Genomic DNA, 26,723 nt, shown 5'->3' on the forward strand with positions numbered 1-26,723 from the left:
GAGCGTTGAGGGTGTCCACGGTGAGCGCCGGGTGCTCGGGCTCGGTCCAGGAGAGTTCAGGGGCGTCGGGGGGATGGGTTGGCGCGGTGGGCCGGTGAGGCCCGGAGGGCGTCGCGGGCGTGCCGAACGTTCTCGGGCTCACGCACATGGATGAGGTGGAGCCGTTCATTGAGGAGGTCGGCGGCGAGCTGCCGGGCGCACGCCGCCGACCGCAAAGCGGAACGATCAGCCCCATGTTCTGATGACCAATCAGAGCTGCGGCGGTGAGACACCGTTCAGGCCTGCTGCTGCCGGGGCGCCCGGGGTTAATGAGTCCGCGAGTCGAGAGGGCATGGGATACTCAAAGCGCGGCGCCGACCGTCCTGGGGTGCCGCTGGTGTGCGACTCCGCGCGGCTCCGCCTTCTCACGGAAGTGGTCCTTCCTTCTATGGCTACGGTCCTCTCCATCGCCGACGCAGTGCAGCAGCGCTTCACACAGGCGCTGTCCGCCGCGTTCCCCGACGCCGCGGACAGCGACCCTCAGCTGCGACGAAGCGACCGCGCGGACTTCCAGGCCAACGGCATCATGAGCCTCGCCAAGCCACTGCGGGCCAACCCGCGCGAGGTCGCCGCGCGCGTCCTCGAGAACCTGGCCGCGGACGAGGTGATCGCCAGCCTGGAGGTCTCAGGCCCGGGATTCATCAACGTCACCGTCACGGACGCCGCGATCCTCGACCGGCTGGCCGCCCGCGCGGCGGACACCCGCTTGGGCGTCGGCAGCAGCGCCGAACCCGGGGTCACGGTGATCGACTACAGCCAGCCGAACATCGCCAAGGAGATGCACGTCGGCCACCTGCGCTCGACGATCATCGGCGACGCCCTGGTGCGGACCCTGGAGTTCTCTGGCGAGAAGGTCATCCGGCGTAACCACCTCGGCGACTGGGGAACCCAGTTCGGCATGCTCATCCAGTACCTGGTTGAGCACCCCAATCAGCTGGACGAGGGCACCGAGCCGGCCGACTCCGGCCCCTCGATGTCGCGCCTGAACCGCCTCTACAAGGCATCGCGCGCCCTGTTCGACAGCGACACCGACTTCGCCGACCGGTCCCGCCGGCGCGTCGTCGACCTCCAGGCCGGCCACGCCGAGACCGTTGCCTCCTGGCAGCGCATGGTCGACGAATCGAAGCTGTACTTCGAAGCAGTCTACGCCCACCTCAACGTCCTCCTCGAAGACACCGACGCCATCGGCGAGAGCTACTACAACCACATGCTCGCCGACGTGTGCGCCGACCTGGAGTCGTCTGGCGTCGCGGTCCGCTCGGACGGTGCGCTGTGTGTCTTCTTCGACGACATCAAGGGGCCCGACGGCGAGCCTACCCCTCTCATCGTTCAGAAGAGCGACGGCGGCTACGGCTACGCCACCACCGACCTCGCTGCCATCCGCGACCGCGCCGGGATGCTCGGCGCCGACCAGCTCCTCTACGTCGTCGACAGCCGCCAGGCCCTCCACTTCCAGATGGTCTTCGAGACTGCGCGGCGCGCCGGCTGGCTCCCCGACAACGTCCGCACCCTGCACCTACCGTTCGGCACCGTCCTCGGCAAGGACGGCAAGCCCTTCAAGACCCGCTCCGGCGAGACGGTCCGCCTGATGGACCTCCTCGACGAAGCCGTCGACCGGGCCCGCACCGTCGTCGCCGAGAAGAGCCCCCAACTCGGCACCGAGGAACTCGAGGACCGTGCACGGCAGGTCGGCATCGGAGCGGTTAAGTACGCCGACCTCTCCACCTCCCGCACCCGCGACTACGTCTTCGACACCGACCGCATGGTCTCCCTCAACGGCGACACCGGGGCCTACCTCCAGTACGCCTACGCCCGCATCCAGTCCATCCTCCGCAAGGCCCCCGAAGGTGTAACCCCGACCGCGCACCAGGGCCTGGCCCTGGAACCGGCTGAGCGCGCCCTCGGCCTTCTCCTCGACGAATTCGGCGCCACCATCGACATCGTCAGCGAAACGTTCGAACCCCACCGCCTCTGCGCCTACCTGCACAACTTGGCATCGGCCTACACCACCTTCTACGAGCACTGCCCCGTCCTCAAGGCGCCGACCCAAGAGGTCATGGAAACCCGGCTGCTGCTGTGCCAGCTCACCGGCCAGACCCTCCGGCAGGGCATGGACCTCCTCGGCATCGGAACCCCTGAGCGCCTGTAGCTCTGAACCGGCCTTCGGGGCGGGCATGCCTTCCCTGCCCGCCCCGAAGGCCGCTCGCGAATGTGCCACCGCTGTTCAGCGGTGCCGTTCTCCGAGGTCGAGGCCGTCGGTACCTGCGGTAGCCGGGCCCAGCCCGGATAGCCGACGGTTTGGGATGCGCACGGCGTGCGCGTCCCAATGGGCTCCTGATGGTGGGGATTGCCGAAGTCACCATGACCCGGCCGATCGGTCTCTACGGCGTGCCGCGATTCACGATCGAGGGGCGGTCCCATGAAGACCTTCCCTGATAGGGCATCAGCCCACTGCACTCGCCGCGCAGCCCTCTGAACAGGCGAAACGTCGAAGTCTTGCTGGAATACTACCGAACTTGACCGAGGTCAGGTCGGTGATCGCGTAGATGGTCTGGCGGCTGACGGTGCCGGTCTTGAGGTTGGTGCGGTAGCGCAGGATGCGTGCGGCCTGGACGGCGTGGGGGAGTTCAGGCCGGGGTCGGTGATGGTGAGGGCTCTGGTCACGCGGGTCTCCTTGCGGCCGTGGCCGGTCTCGCGGTCGTAGCGGCGCTTGGTGACCTCCTTCCACGGCAACGACCTTAGCCGGCGGTGCAGTTCGGGCTGATTGGCCTTGACCACCAGCACGAAGTGGGCCTTCTTCTCCTCCACCAGGAAGCGCACATGGGCGCGCTGGGTGTGCAAGGCATCGGCCGTGACCGTGACCTCGGTCAGGTCGTAAGGCGCCAGCAACGCGGCGGAGCAGGTGATCTCGTTGGTCTTGTCGGGAACCCTCAGCTGGGTGACGGTCCGGCCGTCGCCGGTCGTCGCGGCCAGCAGGGGGCGGCGGGGTGAGGTGTCGTGTCGCGAGCCACGGGCGGCCTTGCCGTCCACGGCGATCGAGTCCGAGCCGACCGGATCGGCGCCCGCCAGATCGGCCAGGCCGCCCGGGCAGACCAGACCGATGACCCGCCGGATCGTGGCGGCGCTCGGTGCGACGCGCACACCCAGCGCGCCGACGACCCGGGCTCCCCGGCGGGCCAGAGCGTGCTGTGGAGCGTTCGCGGCCCATTGGCCGATGGCCGCGTATGAGCGCGCCGGCGATCACCCCCGAGGCGGCAACCAGCAGCACCGCCACGAACGGGTGACGCACCCCTGAGAGGGGGGTGTCATTCCCGCCAGGGGCCCTTGCGGTAGTCCGGGACGACGGGAGGGCAGATTCTCGCCTGCCCTCCCCTCGTTCACCGATTGCTCAGCGCGTCCAGGCCTCGGCGGAGGCCTCGGCCTGGCGAAGCACGCGGTCCACGGCATCGGCCGCCTGGTCCGGCGGATAGCCGTAGCGACGCAGCAGCCGCTTGACCTTGCTGCGCATCCGTGCCCGAACCTGCTCGCTGTACTGCCAGTCCACTGTGGCGTCCGCGCGCACCTGAGAAACTAGATCGCGCACGATCGCAGAAAGCTTGTCTCTTCCGAGGGCCAGGGCGGATGCGTTTTGGGTGACGGCGTCGTAGAAAGCCAGCTCGTCCTCGGACAATCCAAGGTCTGTGGCGCGGGTGCGGTCAGCGGAAACCTCCTTTGCGAAGGCGACCAGCTCGGCAATGACTGTAGCGGTGTCCAGGCTGCCATTGATGTACTTGTTGATCGTCTGACGGAGCTTCTCGCTGAAGTTCTCCTGCTTGACGATGTTGTTTGGGTGCACGGCCCGTACCTCGCGCTCGATCGCCTGGCGCAGTGCCTCGATGGCCAGATTGGGGCGCTGGCTCTCCCTTATCCGGCGGATGAAGTCCTCATCGAGGTGAGTGAGGTCTGGCCGCTCCAGGCCTGCGGCCTGGTAGATGTCTACGACGTCATCGGCAGCAACGGCTAGGGCTGTGAGCTGGCGGATCGCCAGCTGGATGTCGGCTGTGGAGTCCAGCCCCTGTGCCTCGCGTTCCTGAGCCTTGATTTTTAGCCAGGACTGCCGGACTGCCTCGAAGAACACCAGGTCGGTCTGGATCGTCCGCAAGTCCAGGGCGGTAGGGCACAGGGTGTGTGAGTTCGCCAGGTCTCGGGCGTGCTTCAGAAAGCGCTCAGAGACGGTTGGCTTGCCCTCCTCTAGCTCGGGCTCGGGGGTCTTGAGGTATTCGACGGTGTTCAGGACCGCATTGACAAACGACTTGGCGGATGCGGAGCGAAGCTGCTTCTTCCAGTCGATGCCGATGATCCGGCCTTCGATGGTGATGCCGCCGGCCAGGATATGGGAGAGTTTGCTGTGCTGATTCTGGACGAGGCTAACTGCGTCGATGGCGCGCTCGATGACTGGCGGGGTGGGCTGGCCGTCGTGGGTGTACTCGGCGAGGGCCTTGGTGAGGTTGTCGATGATGCCCAGGAAGTCCACGACGAGACCGGCCGGCTTCTCACCGAAACGGCGGTTGACCCGTGCGATAGCTTGCATAAGTGCCGCACCCCGCATGGGCTTGTCGAGGTACAGGGTATGCAGGGGCGGGGAGTCGAAGCCAGTCAGCCACAGTGATTGGACGATGACCAGCTCCAACCTGTCATCCTCGTCGGCTGCTCGCTTCTGGATCTCCTTGATGGCACCCTGTGAGCGGACGTGGGCCTGGATCGGCTGTTCATCTGTGGCATTGCCGGTGTAGACGCATTTGATGATGCCGTCCCTGTCGTCGTCTGAATGCCAGTCGGGGCGGAGTGCGACGATCTCGTTGTAGAGTTCGGCACAGACCCGGCGACTTACTCCGACGATCATTCCCTTGCCAGGAGTCAGCCGGGTGTCCTTGCCATTTTGGGCTGGAAGCAGGCGGTTCATGGCCTGGGCCATGACGGCGCGGCGAGTCTCCCAGTGCTCGACGATGTCGGCAGCCAGCTTCTTGATCCGATCGGGGGCACCGACAACGTCCTCGTACGCAGCCATGGCCCGGCGCGCCCGCTTGCGATCCTCCTCATCCAGGTCTGCGGTGAGATCCTCGGCACGGCCGTCGAGCAGATCGATGTCCACGTCCTCGGGCAACACGACCGGGATGTGGCGGGCCTCGTAGTAAACCTTGACGGTGGCGCCGTCGCGTACGGCGCGGTTGAGGTCATAGATATCGATGTAGTCGCCGAATACGGCGAGGGTGTCGCCGGTTGCGTTGGAGATCGGGGTACCAGTGAACGCGATGAGCGAGGCATGCGGGAGGGCGTCGCGGAGATTCTTGGCGAAGCCGCCGATCTGAAGCAGGTTGTAGTGGCTGCGGTGCGCCTCGTCCACGATGACGATGATGTTCTGACGGGCGGACAGAACCTGGTGGCTCAAGCCAGCTTCTTGCTCTTCCTTGCTGAGCCTGAACTTCTGCAGGGTGGAGAAGATGATCCCACCCGAGGGCACCGCGAGGTGGGTGTGCAGCTGGGCGGTGGTGTTCGCTTTGACGGGCTGCTCAGGCAGCAGCTCGGAGCGGGCGAAGGTGCCATAGAGCTGGTTATCGAGGTCGATGCGGTCGGTGAGCACCAACACGGTGGGGTTGCGCAGTGCGGGATGCTTCATCACCTTGGCGGTATAGAAGTTCATCTCCTCGCTCTTGCCGGAGCCCTGGGTGTGCCAGACCACGCCGATCTGGCCGTCGCCAGCCACAGCAGTGACTGTGCGGTCCACAGCCTTGTTGACGGCGATGTACTGGTGGGCCTTGGAGAGGCGGACAGTGTCCACCGCGCCGCCCTTGTCCTTGGAAAAGGCCAGGAAGTTCGAGAGCAAGTCGAGGAAGCGTGCCGGCTCGAAGACCCCAGCGAGGAGGATTTCAAGAGCGGTCGGACGGCCGTCGGCGTCGTTGTGGGTTGGATGGATGGTGGTGAGTGGAATGGGCACGTTCTTGTCGTCCACGTCCCACGGGGCCATGTGCTCCCAGGACGTGTGGAGGGTGCCAACGCGAGCGGTTATTCCGTCGGAGGCGACGGCGAAGGCCACAGGGGCAAGCGCGGTAGCGCCATACTCGCCGCGGTAGGTGCTTAGCTGCCTGTGGCCGTCGCGGGCACCTGCAGAGGAGAACGCGGACTTCAACTCGATGACCGCGAGCGGGAGTCCGTTGACGTAGCCGACGATATCCAGGCGACGGGTCTTGGTGTTATCCGGGGATTTGAGGGTGACCTGGCTGGCGGCGAGGAAGTCGTTGGCATACGGGTCGGTGAAGTCCAACGCCCAGGCCGTGTGGGTGGTGGTCTCACCGGTGGCGCGGTCGGTGACAGGAATCTTGACACCAGAGGTTAGGAGATTGTGGATGCGGTGGAACTCGTGGAAGGGATTGTTCGACTCGCGGACGGAGAACGCTGCGACGGCCTCGGCGACGGCGTCCGGGGGCAAGTGTGGGTTGATCGCAGTGATCGCAGCGGTCAGGCGGGCGGGGAGGACCAGGTCATTCCACGCAGTACGGCGCGGCGCGTCAGGGTCGGCCATACCGGTCGGGTCGCTCTTACGCGGGGCGATGTCCGCGCCAGCGACGGGGCGCCAGCCGCACGGCTCCGCGAGCCAATCGAGAGCCTGCCGCTCCCACCACGCCTCGTTGGGAGCCTGGTAGGCGGCGCTGCCGCGAGGGGCGGGCTTGTGCGCAGGCATGGTGGAGCCTCCTTTGGGATGGTGGTGCGGGATGGGTCTCGCTTACTGCGGTGTGGAGGGCGGGGTGCCACCCTCCACGGGCGATCTCTGGGCTGGCGCTGCGTCAGGTAGCTTCCTCGACCCGCCGCTCCGCGTCCCTGATCTTCAACTCGCCGGAGATCAGTTTGGGGAGAAGGACGTCACGAAGGTTTGCGAGTGCGCGGTTCTCACGCTGTTTGGACGCGCCGATCTCGACCAGTGGCCGGATCCTGGCGGTTGCCTCCGCGGCGGCATCTGCATCCGGAAGAAGGATCTCAACCTTGGTGATTAGCTCTGTAGCGAGACGACCTGCTCCATGGCCTGCGTGGTCGACTAGGCTGAGGATCTCAGTGCTCTTAGATTTGATCGCAACAAACAGGACTGCGGGGTCGATCCCAGCGTGTGCAATAAGTGCCTTGCAGTCCTGGCCAAATGCGACGTCTCGTTGAGTCAGGCCGATACGAAACTCAGTATCTAGACTGGATCCACGAACAATAAAGATCACGGTATCGGCAGGGATTATGCGAGTGCCACTTTGCGCTCCGATATCAGTGAGTTTTCGTTCGGAATCATCAACCCAGGGAGACTTCAAACTGACTGCGGAAATCCACGGAATATCTCCCCCCCAGAATTCCTGGACACTTGTCTTGGGTGTTCCCCCTGATAGCCACCTGGCAGTTTCTCCGATCGAGACCTGGGACCATCCGCCTCCGGCGGACGAACTCGCGCCGTAGGCCAACTCGGCCAGGTTAAGAGAGGTAGCCGCGATCTGCTCGTTAACCGTTATCTTCTCGTCTAGCGCCCCGAGAAGCTTCCCAACTTGGGCTTGTTCCTCCATATCTGGAAGCGGGGGGATTGGGAGTGAACGGATGTCCTTGACATTGAGGTGTGGGACTGTGGATCCCGCTGCCCTTGAATGCATGGTCTCCTGCATCTGAGGAGAAAGCATCAAGTAGTGGAGGTAGCTGGCATTGGCGACGTGGAGGTTAGGGCGGAGCAATACAGTGCGCTGCCCAAGGCAGATTCGCTCACCTTCCCTGATGCGCCCAACCTGCCCGACCGGAGCTTCCCGGGCAAGGATCAGGTCATCCTGACGAGGAGTCTCGCGTGCTGTCCACTCGATATAAGTGTTCTCGTCAATCGGCTTGGCGGAATCGAGCAGGATACGACCGTTGCGAATGTGTGGAGTTCCAACAGCGAAGCCGTACTCTGTCCCAGGAGCTGCCGGTGGAGCAGTCTTGTGCTCGCAGTCAACGATCAGGGTACATGCCGCACCCAAGGTGGTGATTGCATTCATCCGATCCTCCCCAGCTGCTCCCGCACGACCGTCTCCAGCCGCGCTGACTCGGCGAACTGTTCAAACAGCTCCTTTGTCAGCCGCGTGATTCTCTCGTTCGCCGGCTCCGCGTCCGGGTCGTACTCAACTTCCACCGCTCCGACATATCGCCCCGGCGTCAGGATGAACTCGTGCTCACGGATCTCGTCTAGCTTCGCGCTCTTGCAGAATCCGGCTACGTCCTCGTACGCAGGCAACTCCTTCTCCCGTGCTGATGCCGTCCCTCGCCATGCATGCACAGTGTCTGCGATGCGTGCGATGTCCTTGTCCGTCAGCTCTTTCTGTGTCCGGCCGACCATTGACCCGAGCCCTCGCGCGTCGATGAAGAGCACCTCCCCTCGGCGGTCCGTCAGCCGCTGGGCGCCCTTCGGGGATTTGTCCCGCATCAGGAACCACAGGCACGCCGGGATTTGAGCATTCGAGAAGAGCTGTCCAGGCAGTGCCACCATGCAAGCGACGAGGTCATCCTCGACCATCGCCTGTCGCATGTCTCCCTCCCCGGATTGCCTGCTAGCCATCGACCCGTTGGCGAGCACAATGCCAGCGCGGCCATTGTTGGCTGATAGCCGACTGGCCATGTGCTGCAGCCACGCATAGTTGGCATTTCCGGTCGGGGGCTCGCCGTACTTCCAACGGGGGTCCATAGCCAGCCGGTCGCCGCCCCAGTCCGAGATGTTGAATGGCGGATTGGCCATCACCACATCGGCCCGCAGGTCCTTGTGCTGGTCGTCGTGGAAGGTGTCGCCCCATTTGGTGCCGAGATCCGCACGGATTCCGTGGATTGCGAGGTTCATGGTCGCCAGCCGCCAGGTGTTCTGGTTGAGCTCCTGCCCGTACACAGCGATGTCGACGGCTTCGCCGCCGTGGCTCTCGATGAACTTCTCGGCCTGTACGAACATGCCGCCAGAGCCGCATGCGGGGTCATATACCCTCTCGCCGCGTTGCGGCTCCAACACCTCTACGATCAACTTCACAATGCAGGCAGGAGTGTAGTATTCCCCGGCGCGCTTGCCCTCAGCCAGGGCGAACTTACCAAGGCAGTACTCGTATACCTCGCCCAGCACATCTCGGGCGCTGCGCCTAGTCCCATCCAGGGCCAGCTGCTCGCCGAATCCGATACGGTTGATCAGGTCGACGAGCTCGCCAAGTCGGCGCTCATCCACACCCCGGTTGTTGAACAGCCCCTGCGGGAGCGCGCCCTTGAGTACGCTGTTCTGGTCGCCGACGGCCTTCATTGCGGCGTCCAGTAGCTGGCCAACACTTTCTTGCCCGGCAGCCGCCTTGGCTTTGGCAGCGATGTCATTCCAGCGCGCGGCCTGCGGCACCCAGAAGACCCCGGCGCCGATGTACTCCTCGCGATCCTCCAGGGCCTCGAGAATTTCGCGCTCGTTGGCATCCTCTTCGCGCAGCTCGGCCTCGATGGCCTCACGCCGCTCGTCGAAGGCGTCCGATACGTACTTGAGAAAAATGAGCCCGAGCACGAAGTGCTTGTACTCCGCCGCGTCCATGCTGCCACGCAGCTTGTCAGCGGCCCTCCATAGAGTGTCCTTGAGGTCTTTGGTGGTGCTGGCGGCGGCCTTTCGGCTTCGCGCGGCGCTTGCTCGTGCTGCCACGGTGGGGAGCTCCCTATCTGTTGGTTCCCAATTACTCTTCGGCTCTTTGTTTCTGACGACTACACAGACCCGGCCGCTAAGTCGGTGAGGCCGTCCGCCCTGGTGGTCGGGGTCCTCGCAGCCGTACTGTCAGCGCCCCGTCCGCGACCCCGGCGGCCAGCTCCCCGCTCAGCCGCTCAAGCGCAGCCAGCTGGCGGCGCAACAGTTCGGTGTGCCCGGCGAGGTCCTTCATAGCCTCGTCCAACTGTGCTCCCTCGCCGGTTGCCAGCGTCGGGATCTCCAATGCTCGCAGATCTACTCGGCGCACCAGCGAGCCACTGCTGCGCCGGGAGTTTCGAAGAGCCCGCAGGGCGGTCGCCAACTGGTGGGGACGTAGAGGAAGCTGAGTTTCCCGGTTGGGTCGCGAGTTTGGACCGCTCATCTCGCCATACCCCGAAATGCGTAGACCCTGAACGGGGAAGATGAGTACGCTGCCGCCGAGTTCGTCGACGACTGCGCGAAGCGGGTCCTCGGCCAGGATGACCACATCTCCTGGCTCGGTGATGACCGCCGCGTCGTAGTTGGCAAGCGCGATGGGGTCGATTCGGCGTTCGCCGGGTGGGCGGATGCCGGTCAACTCTTCGCGACCGTAGATCCGCTGGCCGTGAGTGCCGAGGTCAGCGACGGCGATTCGGTGCCCGGGCAGCTGCTGCAGCCGCCCGCTGCTAAGCAGGGAGCCGAGTCGCTGGTATCCGACCGGGGTAGGGCGCCTGGTGACGACTAGACGGTCCAGCCATTGCCGTGCTGGGCTTTGGGTGTTCAGGAAGGAGGCTGTGGCCTCCTGTAGGGCTACGGCATAGCCGTCGATGTGGTCTTCGGTCGCAGCGCTGGAGGTCAACCGCAGTGAGGGAAGAAGTGGGCCGCCATCCAGCAGCTGGCTGAGTGGGATGTCCTCGCAGCGGCCTCGTTCGGGCTGAGTTCGGGCGGCACGGACGCGCCGTACTGTCTGCAGCACCCACTCCTCCACCCAAGTGCGGTCGTCCATCGGCTGCCGGTGGGAGTCGAATGGTTTCATACCGTGTCCTGCGTCGCACAGAGTGACGGCGCTGCCGGCCTCCCCCTCGCGCGCGAGGACGAGTAGGACCAGCTCTGCTCCGGCCCTGAATGGATGGATGCGGCGGGGGAATTGGACGACGGCCCGCACGTGCCGGCCGCGCAGTAGCCGCTCTCGGGCCACAACGACTGGGGGAATGGCACCTCCAACAGTGGTCCTGCTAAGCGTCCACTCCGGCACAACCACCAGGGCGAGGCCGTCCTCCGCCAGGAGGGTGGTCGCGCGCTCGGCCCAGCGCAGCGGGTGCTCGGCGCTAAAGGCGTCCTCGCCCGGCTGGTAAGGCGGATCCGCAAGCACGAGGTCCGCGTCCCCCCAGTCGGGATCGCCAGCCAGCCCGTCATCGGCCAAGGCAGCTAGCTCGACTCCGTGGCAGCGCAGCCGAAGTCTCAGGGCTTCCCTTAGCGCGGGGTTAGGCTCTGAGACGATCACTCGCTGCGGAGCGCCGCCTGCGAGGAACGGGACCAGGAAGGCACCTGTACCTGCTGCGAGATCGACGACCCGCCTGTCGCGCGCGGGGTGAGGCCACTCGGTGAACTCGTCAGCCAGGCTCAGAGAAAGGGCTGCGATAGCCGCAGGCGTCTGGACGGCATTCCAGGGGCCGTCGTGCCGGGTACCCGAGGCCAGCAGCAGTTCCGCGCAAGCACCCGGGCCGAGCGCGGTGAGCAGTTCCCCTAGCGGTTCGGGACGCAACGTACCGGACGGCTCGGCGACTGCGGCCAGCGCTGAGAGCAACTTCGTCCGCTCATCAGCGCCCTGGCCTCCGGCCGTCAGCACCGCATGGATCCTCAGCCCCTCACGGAAGACATCGCCGTATGTGGCGTGGCCGCTGGTGGTGGTCGCAATGGCTGGCACTGCCCGGCTGTCCAACCAGGCGGTCACCTGCTCAATGTCGAAGCGTGGGGCGGAGGCCGTACCACCTGTAGGGGAGGGAAAGTCAGCGTGCCGCCGCCGCCAGTTGCTGACACTTGGGCGGCGGACCTGGGCGTACTCGGCGATCTGCGCCAGGGTGACAGTGCGCTCGGAGCGCATGCTGACCTCCTATCTAGTGGCTCTCGCAAGGCAGAGCAGGCTAACCAGAGGCAGGGTTGATGCTCGCTCCCACAGCTTGAACCTTAGACCTTGCGGTCTGGTTGGAGCAATGCATCACTTTGATAAGTGGGGTTATCGAATCTGTCTCATCTTGACAGGGTGCTTTCTCATGGTTGACACTACTTGCCGACTCGACCCTTCCGGTCGGATCTCCCCAGGTGAGGGCCAGGGTGCGAGCTGCTTGCTGGCAGGGCCGCTGCCAGGGCCTTGGCAGGGTCGCGGGATTCCGGGCAGTGGCCAACTGGGCCAGAGGGGGGGCGAGCGGCAGTCTCGGCTCTCCTGAGCCTCGGCGCAGGGATGGCGATGGTCTGGTGAGCTTGCTCCGCTTTGACGGACACCATCGGTGTGGTGGTCAGGCAAGCCGCGAGGGTGGTCTCGTATTCGGCGGGACTGCGGAACGCCGCGGTCAGCTCGTGGCGCCAGGGCCAGGTGGCGGCGATCCGCAGGCATAGGCGGCGCGCTCCGCGCGTGATCCGGGCGGCAGCGTGCAGGAGGCGGTAGCGGAGCTTCTTGGGCTCGGCGGTGGCTAACTCGCCGTCCAGCAGCAGGGTCCGGGCCCAGACGAGCAGGTCGATGGCGGTCAGGGACAGCTCCAGCCAGGTCTGGTTGATGGCGAAGTGGCGGGAGGGAGGTACTGGATCGAGCCGCCGTCGGCGACGGGCGTGTCGGTGAGGGAGACCTGGTGGCGCATGCCTTCGTCCTGGTCGAACAGGGACAGCTGGGCGCCTGGGTGGGGACGCTCGCGGCGGACGATGATGCGGGTGCCGTCCGGGTATCCGGTGAGGTCGACTAGGCCGGTCAGCTCGGCGACTTCCGTACCGGCGCGAAGGGCGCCGTCCTGTTCCAGAGCCGGGTGCCAGACCTGGTCGGGCAGGGCTCGGATGGCGGTGCGGACCTATTCAATGACGGTGTGTCCGACGGAGAAGGTGGTCTGGATGCCTCGCTGTCGCAGGGTGTGTAGGTGGGCGAGGAAGGCTTTGGCGCTGCCCGCGCTGTCGGTGCGGACGAGGACCGGGGTGCCGTGGCGGTGGGCGTCGGGAATCTGCGCGAGGGCCGCGTCGACGACCGTGATGTGGTCAGCTGCGGTGTTCGCTCCGGCGTTGCCGGGTCGCAGGAGGTCGGCCAGGGCCTCGCCGGTGTTGTCCAGGAAGCAGAGCATCGGGTGGTAGCCGAAGCCGCGTTTGTAGGTGGCGGCCGCCTCCTCCTTCTCGGAGTGGCAGGTGACCAGGGTGGCGTCGATGTCCAGGACCAGACCGGGCAGTTGACGTCCTCCGGCGCGGGCCGGCGGTATCCCGTCCGTGGTCTCGGCGGTCTGTAGCCAGGCGACCTCGCTACCGGTCCCGATGGCGTGCCCGGCGACACCAGCTGTGCCCCCGGTGCGCTGCCACTGTGGCTACTCATCAGAGTCCTCGTTCCCCTGTTCCTCCGGTGGCGCCGACCGTCGATACTGCGGGTGATCGAGATCCAACTGCCTTGCCGCATGCAGCGGTACCGCGTACCGGGAGCGGTCGGACCAGGCGATGGTCTGGTGGCACAACCGTGCGGTTGCGCGGACCAGCATCGTCCGGTCAACGCCGACGGCGACGCCGACAGGGTAGATCTCGGTCGTGGTCATGGCCCACCACGGGGTCTTGAGCTGATTTGTCTCCCGCTCGCCCTCGTCACCACCCTTGCCCGGATCGGCGTCCCAGCGGGTGATCTTGCTTCCGAGGTCTCCGCCCTTGGCCTGGTAGTTGCGCGGGACGTTGAAAAGGACCCAGAACGGGTTTCCGAAATCTACCTCGGCTCGGTGCAATTTGGCCGAAGTGAACTGGATGGACTCCATGTCCGTGTTGGGGTCGCTCTCGCGCGAGGCGGGGACGTACTGGGGCACCTCGTCCGGGGCGACGTTCATCCGGATGACGGCGCTAGGCCTTCTTCGTGGCGCGTTCTTGCCCTTGCCGTACCCGGGCAGCCAGGTGCGCGGATCGGTGATGTCTTCTTCCTGGTAACTCTGGTTCTCGTTGTGCAGGCCCGTCCACATCCGACGGCAGGCGTGCCCGTCGACCATGACGACGTAGCCCATGCCGGGCTCCAGTTCGTCGCGGACGAGGCTGGCGAGGGCATCTTCGACGTGGACCGCTGCCTCCGCCCAGCGTTCCTTGTCCGTCGCGCCCTTGCCGTCGACATGCAGGGCGTAGTCACCGGCGTGGAAGGCGGTGATCGCCTGACGGTAGGGCACCCACGCCCCGATGAGGGGGGTCCACGCTCGCATCGTCCAGGCGCCGCCCTCCTCTTCCGGCGGAAACAGGGCGGTGGCAACGATGATGCGCTTGGTGTGCTTGCCGTCGGCTGTCTTGGCCTGCCGGCGGGCGTGGATACCGCAGTAGACGAGGCTTCCGGCCTCGTCCCCCTTCTTGTCCTTCGCGATGGCCCGAGCGAGGCGCTGGTCGATGATGCCGAGCGAGCGGTAAAGGTCGAGAAGCGCCATGTAGGCGGCGTGATCTTTCCCCGGCTTCGGAGGGTTGATTTCTGTGGCGGGATTTCCGAACGACCCGGGCTTCATTCCCTTCGTGAACTGGCAGACGAAGTCCTTCTTGGCCAGGAAGCGACGGACTTGGAACTTCCCGTCATACCGCTCCTTGCGAAGCAAGAAGGCGTTTCGCTTCTCCCCATCCTTCTTCTTCAGGGCCGGGATCTCGGTCTCGCACCAGACGCCGACCATCACGTGCGAATCGCTGCCGGCGAAGTCGTCTTCGAAGGACTTGAACTCCACGGTCCGGTTGATGTCGTCGCCGTGGGACAAGAAGCGCTCGGCTTTGCGGAAGACCACGCTGATGCTTGGAGTGAGGAAGACCTCCTCGCCTGGCTCCGGATCACCGATGGGCGCGCCCTCCGGGAAGGCCAGGGTCAGCGCGTTGATCATCCGCAGACGGGTGCTGTGGCGGTACCACAGGCATACGATCCGCAGTTGCCCGAACCCTTGAGCGTTTACGGAGGCGGTGATCTCCTCGGGTGGTGGGAAGCCGATGGTGTGGAGGAGTTCACCGGCTTCGATTCGGCGGGCCCGCTCCTGCGGGGTCATCTTCTGTTTGTCCGTAGGGCGCGGCCCGAAGGTCATCGGCTCCACCGCGAAGTCGACCCAGGTGGCCTTCTCGCCCAGCACCTTGGTGACGTGCTCGGCGAGAAGCCGCAGGTGCAGGGTGCCCGGCCCCGTGCCGATGGCGAAGTTGTCGTTCTTCGGCATGAGCGGGCGGATGACCCCGGCGTCAGGGGTGATGAACGAGGGGAAGTTCCCGTCGGCGGCGGCCTTCTCCAGCAGGGCCCGTTCTTCCGTGACACGCGTCTGCAGCTCCTGCAGAAGACTGACGTCCATCTCGTCGCGTGCCAGCAGCTCCAAGGCGCGCTGGTTGACTTCCCGGACACTGCCGCTGCGCACCAGTTCGGTGTGGAGGATCGGAAGGCCGTCGCTGCCCTGGTAGATGTGCGTCGACTTGGCGAAGACCGTGTTGCTGTGGACGCGGGTGACATGGGCGTCCAGGAAGATGACGGGGTCGATAACGTTGGGCTCGGTCTTCATGACCACCGAGAGCCGGGACATCGCGTACTGGGCTCTGGTGGCGTCGTTCACCTGGGTTCCGTCGTCACGGACGTTGTACTTGCGTCCGAAGGGGCGGTCCCAGGCGATGAGCCCGCCCCTGCTGTCCGGCAGGTAGGTGACCTCTCGCTTGTTCGGGTTGGCCTTCCATCCGATCGTGCGGTTCTTGTAGACCTGCTCGCCGTCGGCGTCGAGCTTGAGGGAGCCGTCCTTCTCCTTGGCGGGGACCTTCTCGGTGATCGGGACGAGGTCGTAGATGGTGAACTTCTGTGTGGCGAGCTTCTTGGAGACCACCCAAGGCACGGCCACGTACATCCAGTCGGGGCACTTCGGTTGCTTTCCCGGCGCCGGCTTGAGGAACCGGGTCATCTCGAACTCCTGCTCAGGCGTGCTCGCGATGGCGTCGGCCACCGGCGGGACGTCGAGGAGGATGGCCTGGTCGGTGTTCAGCCCCTTGCTGTAGCCGACGATGCACCGGAAGACGTGGCGCAGAGTGTCGTCGTCGATCTTCTCTAGTGAGACCAGGAAGTTGAGATACCGGTCGAGGTGGACGTACCCGCCGGTCTTGAACTTCAGGTAGGTGAGGGCGGTCGAGTACGGCAGGTTCTTCTGCTCGTCATCCCCGTCGCCTTTCAGCTTCTCCCATTCATCCCGCACGCTCCGCGGGAAGATGCGCACGTATACCTTCTGGCCCTGGACGAGTTCGGGGGTGCAGCGCAGGGTGAGGGTGCTCGGGAGAGGAGTGGTGCTGTCGGTCACGGCTGTGATCTCTTTCGGGGAAGCGCTGGGCTATGCGGAGAGGGCGAGGTCGACGCCTGCGTAGGTGAGGAAGGCATTGACCGCTTCGCCGTAGAGTTCGGCCATCTGCCGGCGTTCTTCCGGCAGCCACCGGGAGGCCATGCGTTCGATGATGCTGGCCAGGTCGGAGCTCCAGGTCTCGTCGTGGAAGGCGTAGTCCACGAAATGCAGTTCCATGTTGGTGCCGCCGCGTCGGGCTCGGCCGGCGAGCTGGATGAGGGACACCAGCATTCCGGCGACCATCTGCTCCTGGAGGACGAGGTCCATGGTCGACAGCTGCGGGGAGGAGCGAAGGATGGTGCTCAGGTGATCGCGTGCTGCGGCGCGGGCCGTCTGGAGAGCTGTGACGGGGTCCGATGCGCCGGATACGGGCAGCGAGTTGATGCCCGCGGCGTTGACGCTGCCGTACATCCACGTGGGATCATCGATGATCAGCGGAGGCCTCACGCACAGGTAGATGGAGTGGATGGCTGAGCGGAGATTGACGACGATGTTGAGTCCTCTGGCGATGTTAGCCAGGGGAGCGATTAGGATGTCGCCGAATTGAGGGAACTCCTCGACCTCTTCGACGGTGATGCGGCGGACCAGCGACGGATCAGGGAGATGCCGGACGTTACTGTGGCGGTCTTCCTCCCGGACGAGGACGCATACGCGGTGGGAGAGCCCCTTCGCCTTGGCCAGGCCAGTTGCGATGTGGCCGCACTGTTCGTAGCTGTTGGCTGTGAGGATCACGCGGGCGCGGGTCTTGTCCGTCTTGGCCAGGCGCGCGAGTTTCCGCGACAGCTTTGTCTCGTACAGGCGTTCGCCGATTTCGCGCAAAGCGTCGGGCTTGTCGGAGGGGAACTGGCCGGCGATTGGGATACGTTCCCCGGCCCTTCGGTGGCCGGTCCCGTAGACGACGGCCGAGGACTCGACCAGGATGGATTCTTCCTGGGCATCGGTCATCCACCACATCACGGGGGCGTGGACGTGCTCCTTGACCGCTTGGGGGAAGTAGGCCGTGGCGGAGAGCCCGAAGACGGGCCGCTCCACTCCGGCGGTGATCAGCGAGACCAGTCCGCCGAGTTCCGACACGTAGGTGTGCGGGTCGCCGGCCATGTGCTGTGCGGAGAGTTTGGCGTCCTTCTCCGGATTCTTCATGCCGGTGACCCGGTATCCGTTGATCGGCCTGCCGATCGTTCCGTGCGGGAGCACGTCGGCGATGCCGCCGGAGCGCATGGAGTCGATGATGCGGTTGGCGGTGAGCAAGCCAGAGTGGCGCAGGGACTGGGTGGTGTCGCGCAGTCCGGCCAGAGAGCTGTCCAGTTCGCTCATCAGCGTGCGAATGAGGAGGTGATCGATGGCCCGGTTTCGTGCGCGGCCGTCGCTGATCACCGGGACGAGTGCCTCGTGGAGCCTGAGCTTGAGCGCGTCGCGCTGGTTGATGCCGCGCGGGGAGACGACGGTTCCCAGGATCCTGCTGACCCGTTCCCACTCTGGGTCCAGAAGCATGGGTGCGGACTCCGTCTCGTCGTCTTCGCTGACGGCGGGGGCCGGTACTAGGGCGTTGAGCCGGTCGATGGCCTCGCAGGGAAGCGGCTGGCCGTCGCTGACCTGGTACTCGGGGAACAGGAGGCCGATGAGCTCGCGATCCTTGGAGCGGGGCAGGCGCCACCCCTCGTAGTCGTATTCGTGACGAAGCCGCGGGACTCTGGCGTCGTCGTGATGGTTGAGCCGGAATGCCTTGGTGCACAGTCCGGTCAGCAGGGACTCGGCCATGAGTCGGACGTGGCTGACCGGTTCGATGAGCTGGTCCTCGAACCGTAGGGGAAGATGCTTGGCTGCGGTGTCCAGGACCTGCGGTTCCGCGGTCCACGGTTGCCGGGAATGCAGGTCGACCGTGGTGGCGCACCGGTCGACAGCGACGGCTTGGAAGGCATCGATCTCGTCGATGATGACGAAGTCGCTGGCACGGAGCACGAATTCGCGGACGGTGACGGCATGGACCGGGCGGCCGTCGATCCGGATGCCCACCCGCATAGTGCCCTGGATGAAGTTGTGGTGGTTGGTGACGATCACCGTGGCGTCAGCGGCCTGGTAGGCGGGCGTGAACTTGCCGCAGGTCGGGATCCAGGGGCAGGCCAGCATCTCCCTGCCGCCGCGCAGGCTCAGGCAGTTCTCCTTGCCGGGACGGTAGATGCCGGCGGAGTCGAGCCAGTGCTGCTGTGCGCACCCGTAGGCGAGGTGGTCGACGTCTCGGCGGCCTCGCTTGCCCCAATCGCCGGGGGCGTCGGGGTCTTCCTTGACAAGGGAAGCATGCTTGAGGGCCCGCTCGTGCCGCGAGGACGGCGACATCAGCGGGGCGCATGTCGCCAGGTGTTCGGTCTTGCCCGCCTGGTGCAGGATCTCGAGATCATGGCTGATGTCCCAGACTGAGGCGAGAGTCGCCTTGACGTCAGGGACAAGGAGGGTGACTCGATAGTCGTTGAGCGCGGCCCACGAGCCCAGGAGACGCACCAGCACGGACTTCCCGGTCCCGGTGGGCGCGTGGAAGATCTGGGTCCGGCCGGCCAGGAGGTCGAGGACGTCGACGGTGTCGGTGTCGCGGGCCTTGACCCGGCCGAGCAGCCCCGTCAGCACCTTGTACAGCCAGGGGCCCGCCTCGGTGTCCTCGTACTGGGTGTCCAGGATCTGCGCGATGTCCTTGAGTTCCTGGACGGTGACCCGGACTGTGTCGAGAGCGGGCCGGGTGGTGAGGTCCGGCAGCGAGTCGTGGCCGAGTGGCCGGGTGAAAGCGGGGAAGCGGGGGATGGTGACGCGCCCATGGACGATCTCGTTGCCCTCGGTGCGTTCACTCGTCTCGTACGTCTGGCCCGGTGCGGCGAAGTCGTGGGGCTTGCGCCGGTTGCTCGGCCGCCGGAACGGCGCGAGAACGCTCTTGGCGTAGCCGAGATAGTCACCTCCCAGGAGGGGGTAGGCCGCGGTGGCGGTGAGGGGATCGCCGGCCAGGGTGAACAACTGGAGTGTTGTCTCCTCGTCCTCCTCGTCGCCAGTGCTCATGGCCCCGAGGAGGATCCGTGCGGCGGACGCGAACCGCTTCTCGTCGGCGAGGTCGGGATTGCTGAGCTTCATCACCTCGGCCACGAGCAGCCGTTCCTCGCTGCTCAGCTCGTTCCACCTCTCCCACGCCTGCGGTTTGCAGCTGGCGAAGAATGCCGCGTGGTGGAACGAAGCCAGAGGCTTGCCGTTGTCGTCCTGCTGCGGGAAGTAGTGGGAGGCAAGGGCCAGCGCGGCACGGACGAAGGTGCCCTTGGCGGTCATCTGGCTCATGCCCACACCACCCCGGCGCTCCGGCAGACCATCTGGGCGAAGTCGGTCATGGTCACGGCCTTCATTCCGTACTTGTGGCAGGTCACGGTCAGCAGCGGGATCTGGTCGGCCCGGTGGTCGGGAACGACGAGCCATTCAGCTCCACCCTTGTCGCCCTCGTTGCGGTGCAGGCTCTCGGCCAGGACGCGGCCGTGGGTGTAGTCCTTCACGTCTACGGTGAAGACGTGAGTTCGCCCGTCTGGGCCCTTGACCTCGATGCGGTGGTCGTACGCATCGCTCATCGGCCAGAGCTTCACGGCCTCGTCCACATCTGCCTGCCTGGCGGCCAGCCGCTCCCGCAGAACTGTGTGCAGACGCAGCTCGTGCAGACCGGGCACACAGGTGTAGCGCCACACGCCGCGTTTGAGGGCCACATGCCCCTCAACCGGCTTCGCCTCCGGCTGGGCTGTCGTGTGCAATGCGAGTGCCGCCTGGTGCGGGGCGGGGGTGTCGGGGCTGTCAGGGTGCAGCTGCGGCGGTTCTCCGGACGTGGGCCAGAACATGAAGCTGGCTCCGGTATCGGCGTGACGGCCGTAGAGGCAGGCGACGCGGTAGTACTCGCGGCCCGCGCTCATCCGCTTGCTGACCTTCATGGGCCACTTGCACACCGTGCAGGGGAACCACCAGGTGCGGTAGATGGCGTGGTAAGGGATCGCCTCGTAGTAGCCGATCGCGTTCAGGGGCAGACCGCGCTTGCTCAGCTCCGCAGTCGTGCCAGCAGGGCATTCCACCAGCGTGGCGCGGTCCTTGACGTACTGGGCGTCACCGCGACCCTTGAGGATCTCGTACATCTGATCCTGGTCGATCTCGTCCTGGAGCTGCTCCTCGGTGAACCGCATGCGGCCGATCCGCCGGAGCCGCTTCAAGATCCGGTGCAGCTGGGAGGTCTCCCACTGCAGGTCGAAGGCGTTGCCGGTGACGCAGCCCTCCGCGTCGACGACGGGGAAGTCGAGATCGTCGAAACCGGACCGGTCCAGCCACGGCGGGAGCAGGCCCTCGATGGGGCCGCGCAGTTTCCGGCGGAACTCGCCGAACGACAGCGGCACTCCAGGACCGTACGCGGCGAGCAAGTCCCCGTGGTACCGCATCAGCTTCTCGGCCCGGTGCCTCGGGCTCAGGTCCGGGGCGGTGATCGTCTGACAGGCTTTGATGAAGGTGAAGTTGATCAGACGGAACGCCTCGAAATGGGAGAACGTCAGACCGTCATCGTCGGCATGGGTCGTCACGGAAGACGACCGTAGAGCACAGGTCTGACAAATGGCCCCGGGACGGCCTAGGACTGCCCGAAATGACTATGCGGCGGAGACGCCGCAGGCGGGTACATCTCCGCGTAGACGTGCAGGTAGATGGCAATGTGCTGCAGCCCGAGCACGGTGGCGTGCCACCGGTAGTCGAGGACATGCGTATCGCCAGGCGCCATCCGGGGGCGCAGTTCGATGAAGCCTCTGCTGGGATGCGCTTGGGGCTTCGGCCGGTAGCCGACGGCGAGGTAGAACAGGGACTTGCCCGTCAGTTCGCTCTCGTGGAGACCTTCCGGACCGGCAGCGGAGACACGCAGCAGAACGCCCCACAGCCATTCGGACAGCAGATGTGTGGGTGGCGTCGGCTCGACGGGCTCTCCGAGCCCAGCACGGGCGCAGCCGCGGCCGCGGCGAGTGATTTCCACCAGGGTGCGGTCCACCTCGCCGACTCCGGGGACCTCCACGCGGTCCTTGGCCACCTTGATCAGTCCCAGCCGCTCCAACGAGCGGAGGGTTGCCCCAGCGCCTTGATCGTGGACACCAGCGCTCCGCAGGCGCTGCTGAAGGCGCGTGTGACCGACTACTTCGGCGGGCGCATCGAGCGCGAACGGCAGCTTCCGCCACTGCGTGGCCGGCGGAATGCCGACCTGGTTCTGACGGCGCATCCACATCTCGGCCTCGGTCATCTGATCATCCCGCAGGATCTCACCAAGGTAGACCCGCTGCCGATCGTTCAGGCCCGTCCAGCCCTCGACCGCTGATGCCGGCGGACCGTGGCGCTCGCGTTCGGGCAGACGCGGGGGCTCGTCTGCTGGCCGCGTACGCATCCAGGCATCCATGATCATGCGGACCGGCACCTCGTACACGGCCGCCAGCTGCTGCACCAGTCGGCCTGTGTGCTCTGGCTTCCTCCAGTTCCAGCCGGACACCTGACGGTTCCGCTCCAGGCTGCGGATCTTGTGTGCGTCCACGAACAGGTCGCGGCCCACGGCAGTAGTGCGAAGTCGGGTGGCGACCTGCTCAGCGGTGAGACCAGCGCCGTACCGGAGGTCAACCAGAGTCTCGGCTCCGCTGGGCGTGCCCGTGAGGTCGGCGGTGGCGCAGTCGAGGGCATCAGCGAGACGCCGCACGTTTCTGGCTTCAGGCACGTACCTGCCCTCCTCCCAGTACACGATCACGCGATACGTGACCCCCACGCGGTCGGCAAGTTCCTGCGAAGTGAGCCCAGCCTGCTCACGCAGCGCCCGGATCTTGGTGTGCTCAACGGCCAGCAGACGCCTCGGCATACCCGCTAGAAAAGCCCACTGAAGACTTCATGGCAACTCTTTTGGCGCCGAACGGGTACTCAGCCTCCGCGCCTGTCCGCTCTGGGAAGGGGCGGACATATCCGACGACCACAATCCGACCAACAACATCGCCTGCCAAGCCCTGACCTGGGCGGCCCCCTCTACTTGCGCCGGCAAGTGCGCTCGTCGTCGACACGTTCGGTCTCGCCGTGTCGGCGGGATGGGGCAGGCTGGTGTCATGAGCTACGCGGTCACCGTGGACACCAGCCGGCCCGAAGGCACCCCTGAACTCGACCCGCTGCAGCGAACGGGCGTCATCCATCTCCTGCGCGAGGGGCTCGACGCGGTCGAAGCCATCGAGGGGAAGGAGGGCGAGATCGTCGAGATCGTCGACCACTTCATCGGCGTGCACCCCGAAGGTGCCCTGCTGAAGGTCTTCGTTGACGCGCCCTCCCTGGAGGATGCCGAGGCCGCCATCGAAGCCGTGATTGGCGAGATCCTGGAACACACTGAGACGCTCGCCGGCTGGTCCATCCAGAAGTGCGAGGTCGAGCTGCACCTCGACTCAGCCAAGGAGAGCCTGGAAGCGGCCGACAGCCCCGACGCGCCCGCATCCGATCCGGCCGTCCGTGCCGCCACGCACCGCAAGACCTCGCCAGACGCAGCGTCGCAGCCCGGACTGAGTGACGAGGACCGAGAGAGGATGCGGGCGACCCTGCGCGCGCTCGCGCCTCAACTCGCCGGCGTTGGCCTCGCGACCTTCGGGCACCTGACCGCGGAGGACATAGAGGACGAGGAGGAGTTCGACGAAGAGTTCAACGTGGCGAGCGCGGACGCCGAGCTCGCAGCCGGCGCGATCTTCTACTCCATCGACATCCTGCTGGATGAGCTCTTCGAGGACATCGAGACCCTCAGCGATAGTCCGAATGCCGCCCAGTGTGACGGCGGCCTGCTCCAACTCGAAGGGCTGCCGCCCCAGTTCGCTCACCTCTATACGCCGCTCTTCGCGCGTAAGCTGCTGGTCACCGCCGTGGACCTGACTGGCCGTCTGTGCCGACCGGACTTTTCGCAACTCAGTAGCGTCGCGGAAGAACTGCTGCTCCGGCTTCTCCTGGCGACCACCGAGGCGACCCTCGACATCCACGACCTGCTGGACGACGGAGTCCAGGAAGCGCTGGGCTCCTTCCGCGAGAACGCGTACGAGGACCTGCACTACGAATGGCTCTACGAGCCGGCCCTCGATGGGATCGGCCAGGACCCCGCCGCCGCGCTCCTCGGGGCAGCTCCGATGAGCGTGGACGACTGGTTCGCACCCTTCAACGCCAGCCGTCCGGTCCACCCTTACGCTGCTGGATCCGTCACCGATGAGGAGACTGGCGCGGAGTAGGGGGCGGGCCAGCGTTGTCGGGCTGGTGGGGCCGCGTGGTGAGTGCTGCGGGGGACCACCATCGACGCGCAAAACCACTGGTGGCGGGCGTGCCAAGAGTAGGGCCCTGCGGGCACATGGCCAGAGCTGGAGGCGCCGATCCTGGCCCGGGCGCCCGCGTCGCTGGCTGGACGACCACGTGGCTTCGGCTGACTGAGCCCGGGAACACCCTGCTGTAGGCCGCTTCAGCTGACGACAGTCCAGCCCCAGGGACGGGGTCCGTGGCGGCCTTGGAGGCAGGCGAGTCGGTAGTGGGCCTGGTCGCGGTGGCGGATCGGATCGGCGGCGGCGTGCTGGAGGGCGAAGCAGGTGACGCGGAGCTCGCGGATGTCGCGGAGAACGGGGTAACCAGCCCAGGTCGTCACGTCTGCGCCGTAGGCCACGCAGAACGCCGCGTACTCCTCCGTGGAGATGGAGCCGAAGCTGGTGTGGCCGACGGCCGTGACAGCCAGGTCCCACTCGGGCGGGCCGACGGAGGTGCGCTCGAAGTCCAGAAGGTAGGCCGTGGCGGTGGTGACGGCGGTGTTGCCACGCCAGGCGTCGCCGTGGATGACACTGGCTGGCTGGCCGGGCGGGAGGCTGGACCACGCGGCCTGGAGTTCTCCGAGGCGGCGGCGGAGCCACTCCCGCCGCTCGTCGTCGAGGGTGGCGGCTCCGTCGATGCGGTGGGCGAGGCGGACGAAGGGGTCGAGGCGTCCAAGCGGGAAGTCCGGGACGGGCAGCTCGTGGAGCTGGCGAAGGAGCGGGGCGAGGTCGGCTGCTGCGCCAGGGCGGTGGGGCGGGAGCTCGCGCCAGAAGGTGACGGGGTGGCCGTCGGCGTCGACGGGCTCGGACATCTGGTCGAACGGGCGCACGGCGGGGAGGCCACAGGTGTGCAGCCAGCGGGCGACTGCGAGTTCCCGTACGGCGGCGGTCCACTGGCCGGGGCGGGCGATGCGGGCGACGACCCCGTTGGGGAGCTTCCAGAGGGCATTCTCGCCGATGCGTATCGGTTCGGCCTGGTCCGCTGACAGGCCTGCTGCAGTGCAGGCCTTGAGCAGCAGAGCGTGGGAGGCATCGACGTTGGTCACAGGGCAACCGTAGAGGTGATCTGCTCGCGCAGGGCGCGGATGTCCGGAGCCGTGCGGTGACGGTGGGCGAGACGGCCTAGGTCGGCCAGTTCGTGATTGGCGCGGAGAGAGCGGAGCTGACTGACCTCGGCAAGGGCGACGCGGCCTTCGACGGCCGCCTGCGCCGGGTCCCCGGTGGCCATCCGCAGGGAGGCCAGTTTGGTGCGGGAGAAGGTGCGGGACCTGGCGAAGCTCTCGGTGTGGCCGTCGACAGCAGTCTGCAGCCGGTGGAGTGCCTCGCGCGGACTGTGGCCGGCGAGGGCGAGATCGAACAGGGCGTGGCCGGAGTCACCATGGTGCTGGGCATTGTCGTAATAGGCCATCCACGGACCTTCGTTCACGGAGACGATATTGGCGAACGCGTCGTCGGACGTCCCGATCGCGGCAAGGGTCTGCTGGGTGCGGCCCATCTTGGCCAGCGCCCGGGCCCGGGCGTTGTGCAGCATGGACTGTTCGGCCGGGGAGAGGCGGTCCGCGCGCGCGAGTCCCAGCTCGGCGAGGGTCAGACCTGAGTCCAGATCACCGCGCCAGATGGCCTGCCGGGAGCGCAGGTTGTAGGAGATCGCTCGCAGCGCCCAGTTGTCCACTTCCTCCGCGCAGACAGTGGCGAAGGAATAAAGGCGCTGGGCATCTTCGTGGGCGAAGGCGTCGAAGGCCGAGGCGCCGACGACGGTGGCCAGCCTGCCGACGGCGGTGAACAGCTCGGGCCTGAGCGGCGCCGGACAGGGAATGTTGAGCAGGCCTGCCGCCCAGCGCAGCTGGGCGAACGCGGTGTCGCGAACGACACCGCCTCCGCCGTAGAGATTGTCCCAGCTGCGCAGGGTGGTGGCAGCGGTGCGGATCTGCTCGATGTCCCCAGGGCGGACCACTGATGGGGCGGCGGTGGCAGGGGTCGCGCTTATCAGCTGGAGCAGAGGGCCGACGGCCAGGGCGGCAGTACTCGTCGCGGCAAGGAAGTTACGTCGTTCCATGGGACTCGGCTCGTTCCATTCGGGGGCGGACCGTAGCCCCTCCAGGGTGCCCGCCGTCCATGGCTTCGCGGGAGCAGCGACAGCCTCGCCGGGGGAGTTGTCCATTTCCCGGGACCCGCGTTCCGCGCAATTCGGGGCCACTGGAGCAACGACACGCCTCATGGCCTGCGACTTCACCGCTTCGGGCGCCGCAGGCCGTTTCTCTAGGACTCAGCGTTTCCGCAGGTGGCGGGACTTCCGGTTGTCACTTCTGGAGCACCCGAACGACAGCCTGTTGCGAGCCGAGTCGAGTGTCACGATAGAGCCCGGGCACCACGTGCCGCTTCTGGTCCGTCAACTTGCCCCATATTGTGGTGATTAAGCCGGACGGAAACGGTGCCATTGTTGGCTTGAGAGTGCGCCCGGCCACCTCGCTGACCTGCGCGTTTCTCTAGGCCTAGAGAAACGCCCCGGCGGCACGTCCATGAGCGTTATCGCAGGTCATGGCCCAGATGCGCACTCTAGCGGCTCCGAATTGCGCGGAACGCAGGCGGGAGCGGTTGTCCATTTCAGCGTTCGCTAACGCGAGGCAGCGGCTGAGGACGCCGCCGGTGTCCAACGCGGCATCCAGTGCGGCGGCATGGGTGGGGCGGCAAGGACGCTCGGCCTTCTCCATCTTGCTGACCAGGTCACCGCTGATGTGGACGAGCGCGCCGAGCTGATTTTGGGTCAGACCGCGGAGCGAGCGCCAGTGCCGGATCTCCGCCCCGAGCCAGTGCGCGGCTGAGCGCGAAGGCTCGAGCGGCCGTGGCGGCCTGGGCATGTGGTCCCCCCGAATCGTCTGTAGTGGACAGCGGCCGCTGTCCTTTTGCCGGACTGGGCACGGTGTCTGCGCCCGGGCTGAATTGTTCCCGGGCGCTCTCGCTCCACTACATACCGCAACTTCCGCGGGACAGAGAGGGTTTCCGCGATTTGCGCGGGATCGAACGACGTCGGCGGCGACCGCTCAGATCCGAACCGCTTGGGAGGAGGTACCACCGTGCGAGACCGAAGAAGCCCTTGCGGCACTGACGCGGCGGTGA

General features: G+C 66.2%; 14 protein-coding genes and 1 pseudogene. 2 read left to right on the forward strand and 13 right to left on the reverse strand.

What is annotated here, in order from left to right:
• Positions 1 to 427 precede the first annotated feature (427 nt).
• Positions 428 to 2,188: an arginine--tRNA ligase gene (gene argS / locus OG871_RS27830; protein WP_371500377.1), complete on the forward strand. Its 1,761-nt coding sequence runs from the start codon at positions 428 to 430 to the stop codon at positions 2,186 to 2,188.
• A gap of 377 nt (positions 2,189 to 2,565) precedes the next feature.
• On the opposite strand, the gene OG871_RS27835 is transcribed toward argS, so the two are convergent.
• The 10 genes and pseudogenes from OG871_RS27835 to OG871_RS27880 form a co-directional block, all read right to left on the reverse strand.
• Positions 2,566 to 3,180: an ISAs1 family transposase gene (locus tag OG871_RS27835; RefSeq protein WP_371500378.1), complete on the reverse strand. Its 615-nt coding sequence runs from the start codon at positions 3,178 to 3,180 to the stop codon at positions 2,566 to 2,568.
• 247 nt (positions 3,181 to 3,427) lie between these two features.
• Positions 3,428 to 6,757, reverse strand: coding sequence for a type I restriction endonuclease subunit R (locus tag OG871_RS27840; RefSeq protein ID WP_371500379.1), 3,330 nt, complete (start codon positions 6,755 to 6,757; stop codon positions 3,428 to 3,430).
• A 103-nt stretch (positions 6,758 to 6,860) separates the two neighbouring features.
• Positions 6,861 to 8,072: a restriction endonuclease subunit S gene (locus OG871_RS27845; RefSeq protein ID WP_371500381.1), complete on the reverse strand. Its 1,212-nt coding sequence runs from the start codon at positions 8,070 to 8,072 to the stop codon at positions 6,861 to 6,863.
• A complete protein-coding gene (locus OG871_RS27850) occupies positions 8,069 to 9,724 on the reverse strand; it encodes a type I restriction-modification system subunit M (RefSeq protein ID WP_371500383.1) in 1,656 nt (551 codons plus the stop codon). The genes OG871_RS27845 and OG871_RS27850 overlap by 4 nt, the downstream gene beginning before the upstream one ends.
• 76 nt (positions 9,725 to 9,800) lie before the next feature.
• On the reverse strand, positions 9,801 to 11,846 hold the full coding sequence (locus tag OG871_RS27855; RefSeq protein ID WP_371500384.1) for an N-6 DNA methylase: 2,046 nt from the start codon (positions 11,844 to 11,846) through the stop codon (positions 9,801 to 9,803).
• A 455-nt stretch (positions 11,847 to 12,301) separates the two neighbouring features.
• Positions 12,302 to 13,236 (reverse strand): annotated as a pseudogene (locus tag OG871_RS27860) (transposase); the annotation flags it as partial.
• A 63-nt stretch (positions 13,237 to 13,299) separates the two neighbouring features.
• Positions 13,300 to 16,242 (reverse strand): RNaseH domain-containing protein, encoded by a 2,943-nt coding sequence (locus OG871_RS27865; RefSeq protein WP_371500386.1) that lies wholly within the window; start codon positions 16,240 to 16,242, stop codon positions 13,300 to 13,302.
• Between the two features lie 30 nt (positions 16,243 to 16,272).
• Entirely contained in the window at positions 16,273 to 19,590 is a 3,318-nt protein-coding gene (locus OG871_RS27870) for a hypothetical protein (RefSeq protein ID WP_371500387.1), read from the reverse strand.
• Positions 19,587 to 20,855, reverse strand: a complete 1,269-nt coding sequence (locus OG871_RS27875) for a hypothetical protein (RefSeq protein ID WP_371500389.1) — start codon at positions 20,853 to 20,855, stop codon at positions 19,587 to 19,589. Before OG871_RS27875 ends, OG871_RS27870 begins: the two co-directional genes overlap by 4 nt.
• A 47-nt stretch (positions 20,856 to 20,902) precedes the next feature.
• Positions 20,903 to 22,156, reverse strand: coding sequence for a helix-turn-helix transcriptional regulator (locus OG871_RS27880; RefSeq protein WP_371500391.1), 1,254 nt, complete (start codon positions 22,154 to 22,156; stop codon positions 20,903 to 20,905).
• Between the two features lie 238 nt (positions 22,157 to 22,394).
• Here OG871_RS27880 and OG871_RS27885 point away from each other — a divergent pair, with 238 nt between their 5' ends.
• Entirely contained in the window at positions 22,395 to 23,543 is a 1,149-nt protein-coding gene (locus OG871_RS27885; RefSeq protein WP_371500393.1) for a hypothetical protein, read from the forward strand.
• A gap of 224 nt (positions 23,544 to 23,767) precedes the next feature.
• Here OG871_RS27885 and OG871_RS27890 read toward each other — a convergent pair whose 3' ends face one another.
• The 3 genes from OG871_RS27890 to OG871_RS27900 form a co-directional block, all read right to left on the reverse strand.
• Positions 23,768 to 24,652 carry an aminoglycoside phosphotransferase family protein gene (locus tag OG871_RS27890; RefSeq protein WP_371500395.1) on the reverse strand — a complete coding sequence of 295 codons (885 nt, stop codon included), beginning with the start codon at positions 24,650 to 24,652 and terminating at the stop codon, positions 23,768 to 23,770.
• Positions 24,649 to 25,662 (reverse strand): hypothetical protein, encoded by a 1,014-nt coding sequence (locus OG871_RS27895; protein WP_371500396.1) that lies wholly within the window; start codon positions 25,660 to 25,662, stop codon positions 24,649 to 24,651. The genes OG871_RS27890 and OG871_RS27895 overlap by 4 nt, the downstream gene beginning before the upstream one ends.
• Before the next feature lie 436 nt (positions 25,663 to 26,098).
• Positions 26,099 to 26,464, reverse strand: a complete 366-nt coding sequence (locus tag OG871_RS27900; RefSeq protein ID WP_371500398.1) for a helix-turn-helix domain-containing protein — start codon at positions 26,462 to 26,464, stop codon at positions 26,099 to 26,101.
• Positions 26,465 to 26,723 lie beyond the last annotated feature (259 nt).

This window comes from Kitasatospora sp. NBC_00374 (assembly GCF_041434935.1).
GTDB lineage: Bacteria > Actinomycetota > Actinomycetes > Streptomycetales > Streptomycetaceae > Kitasatospora.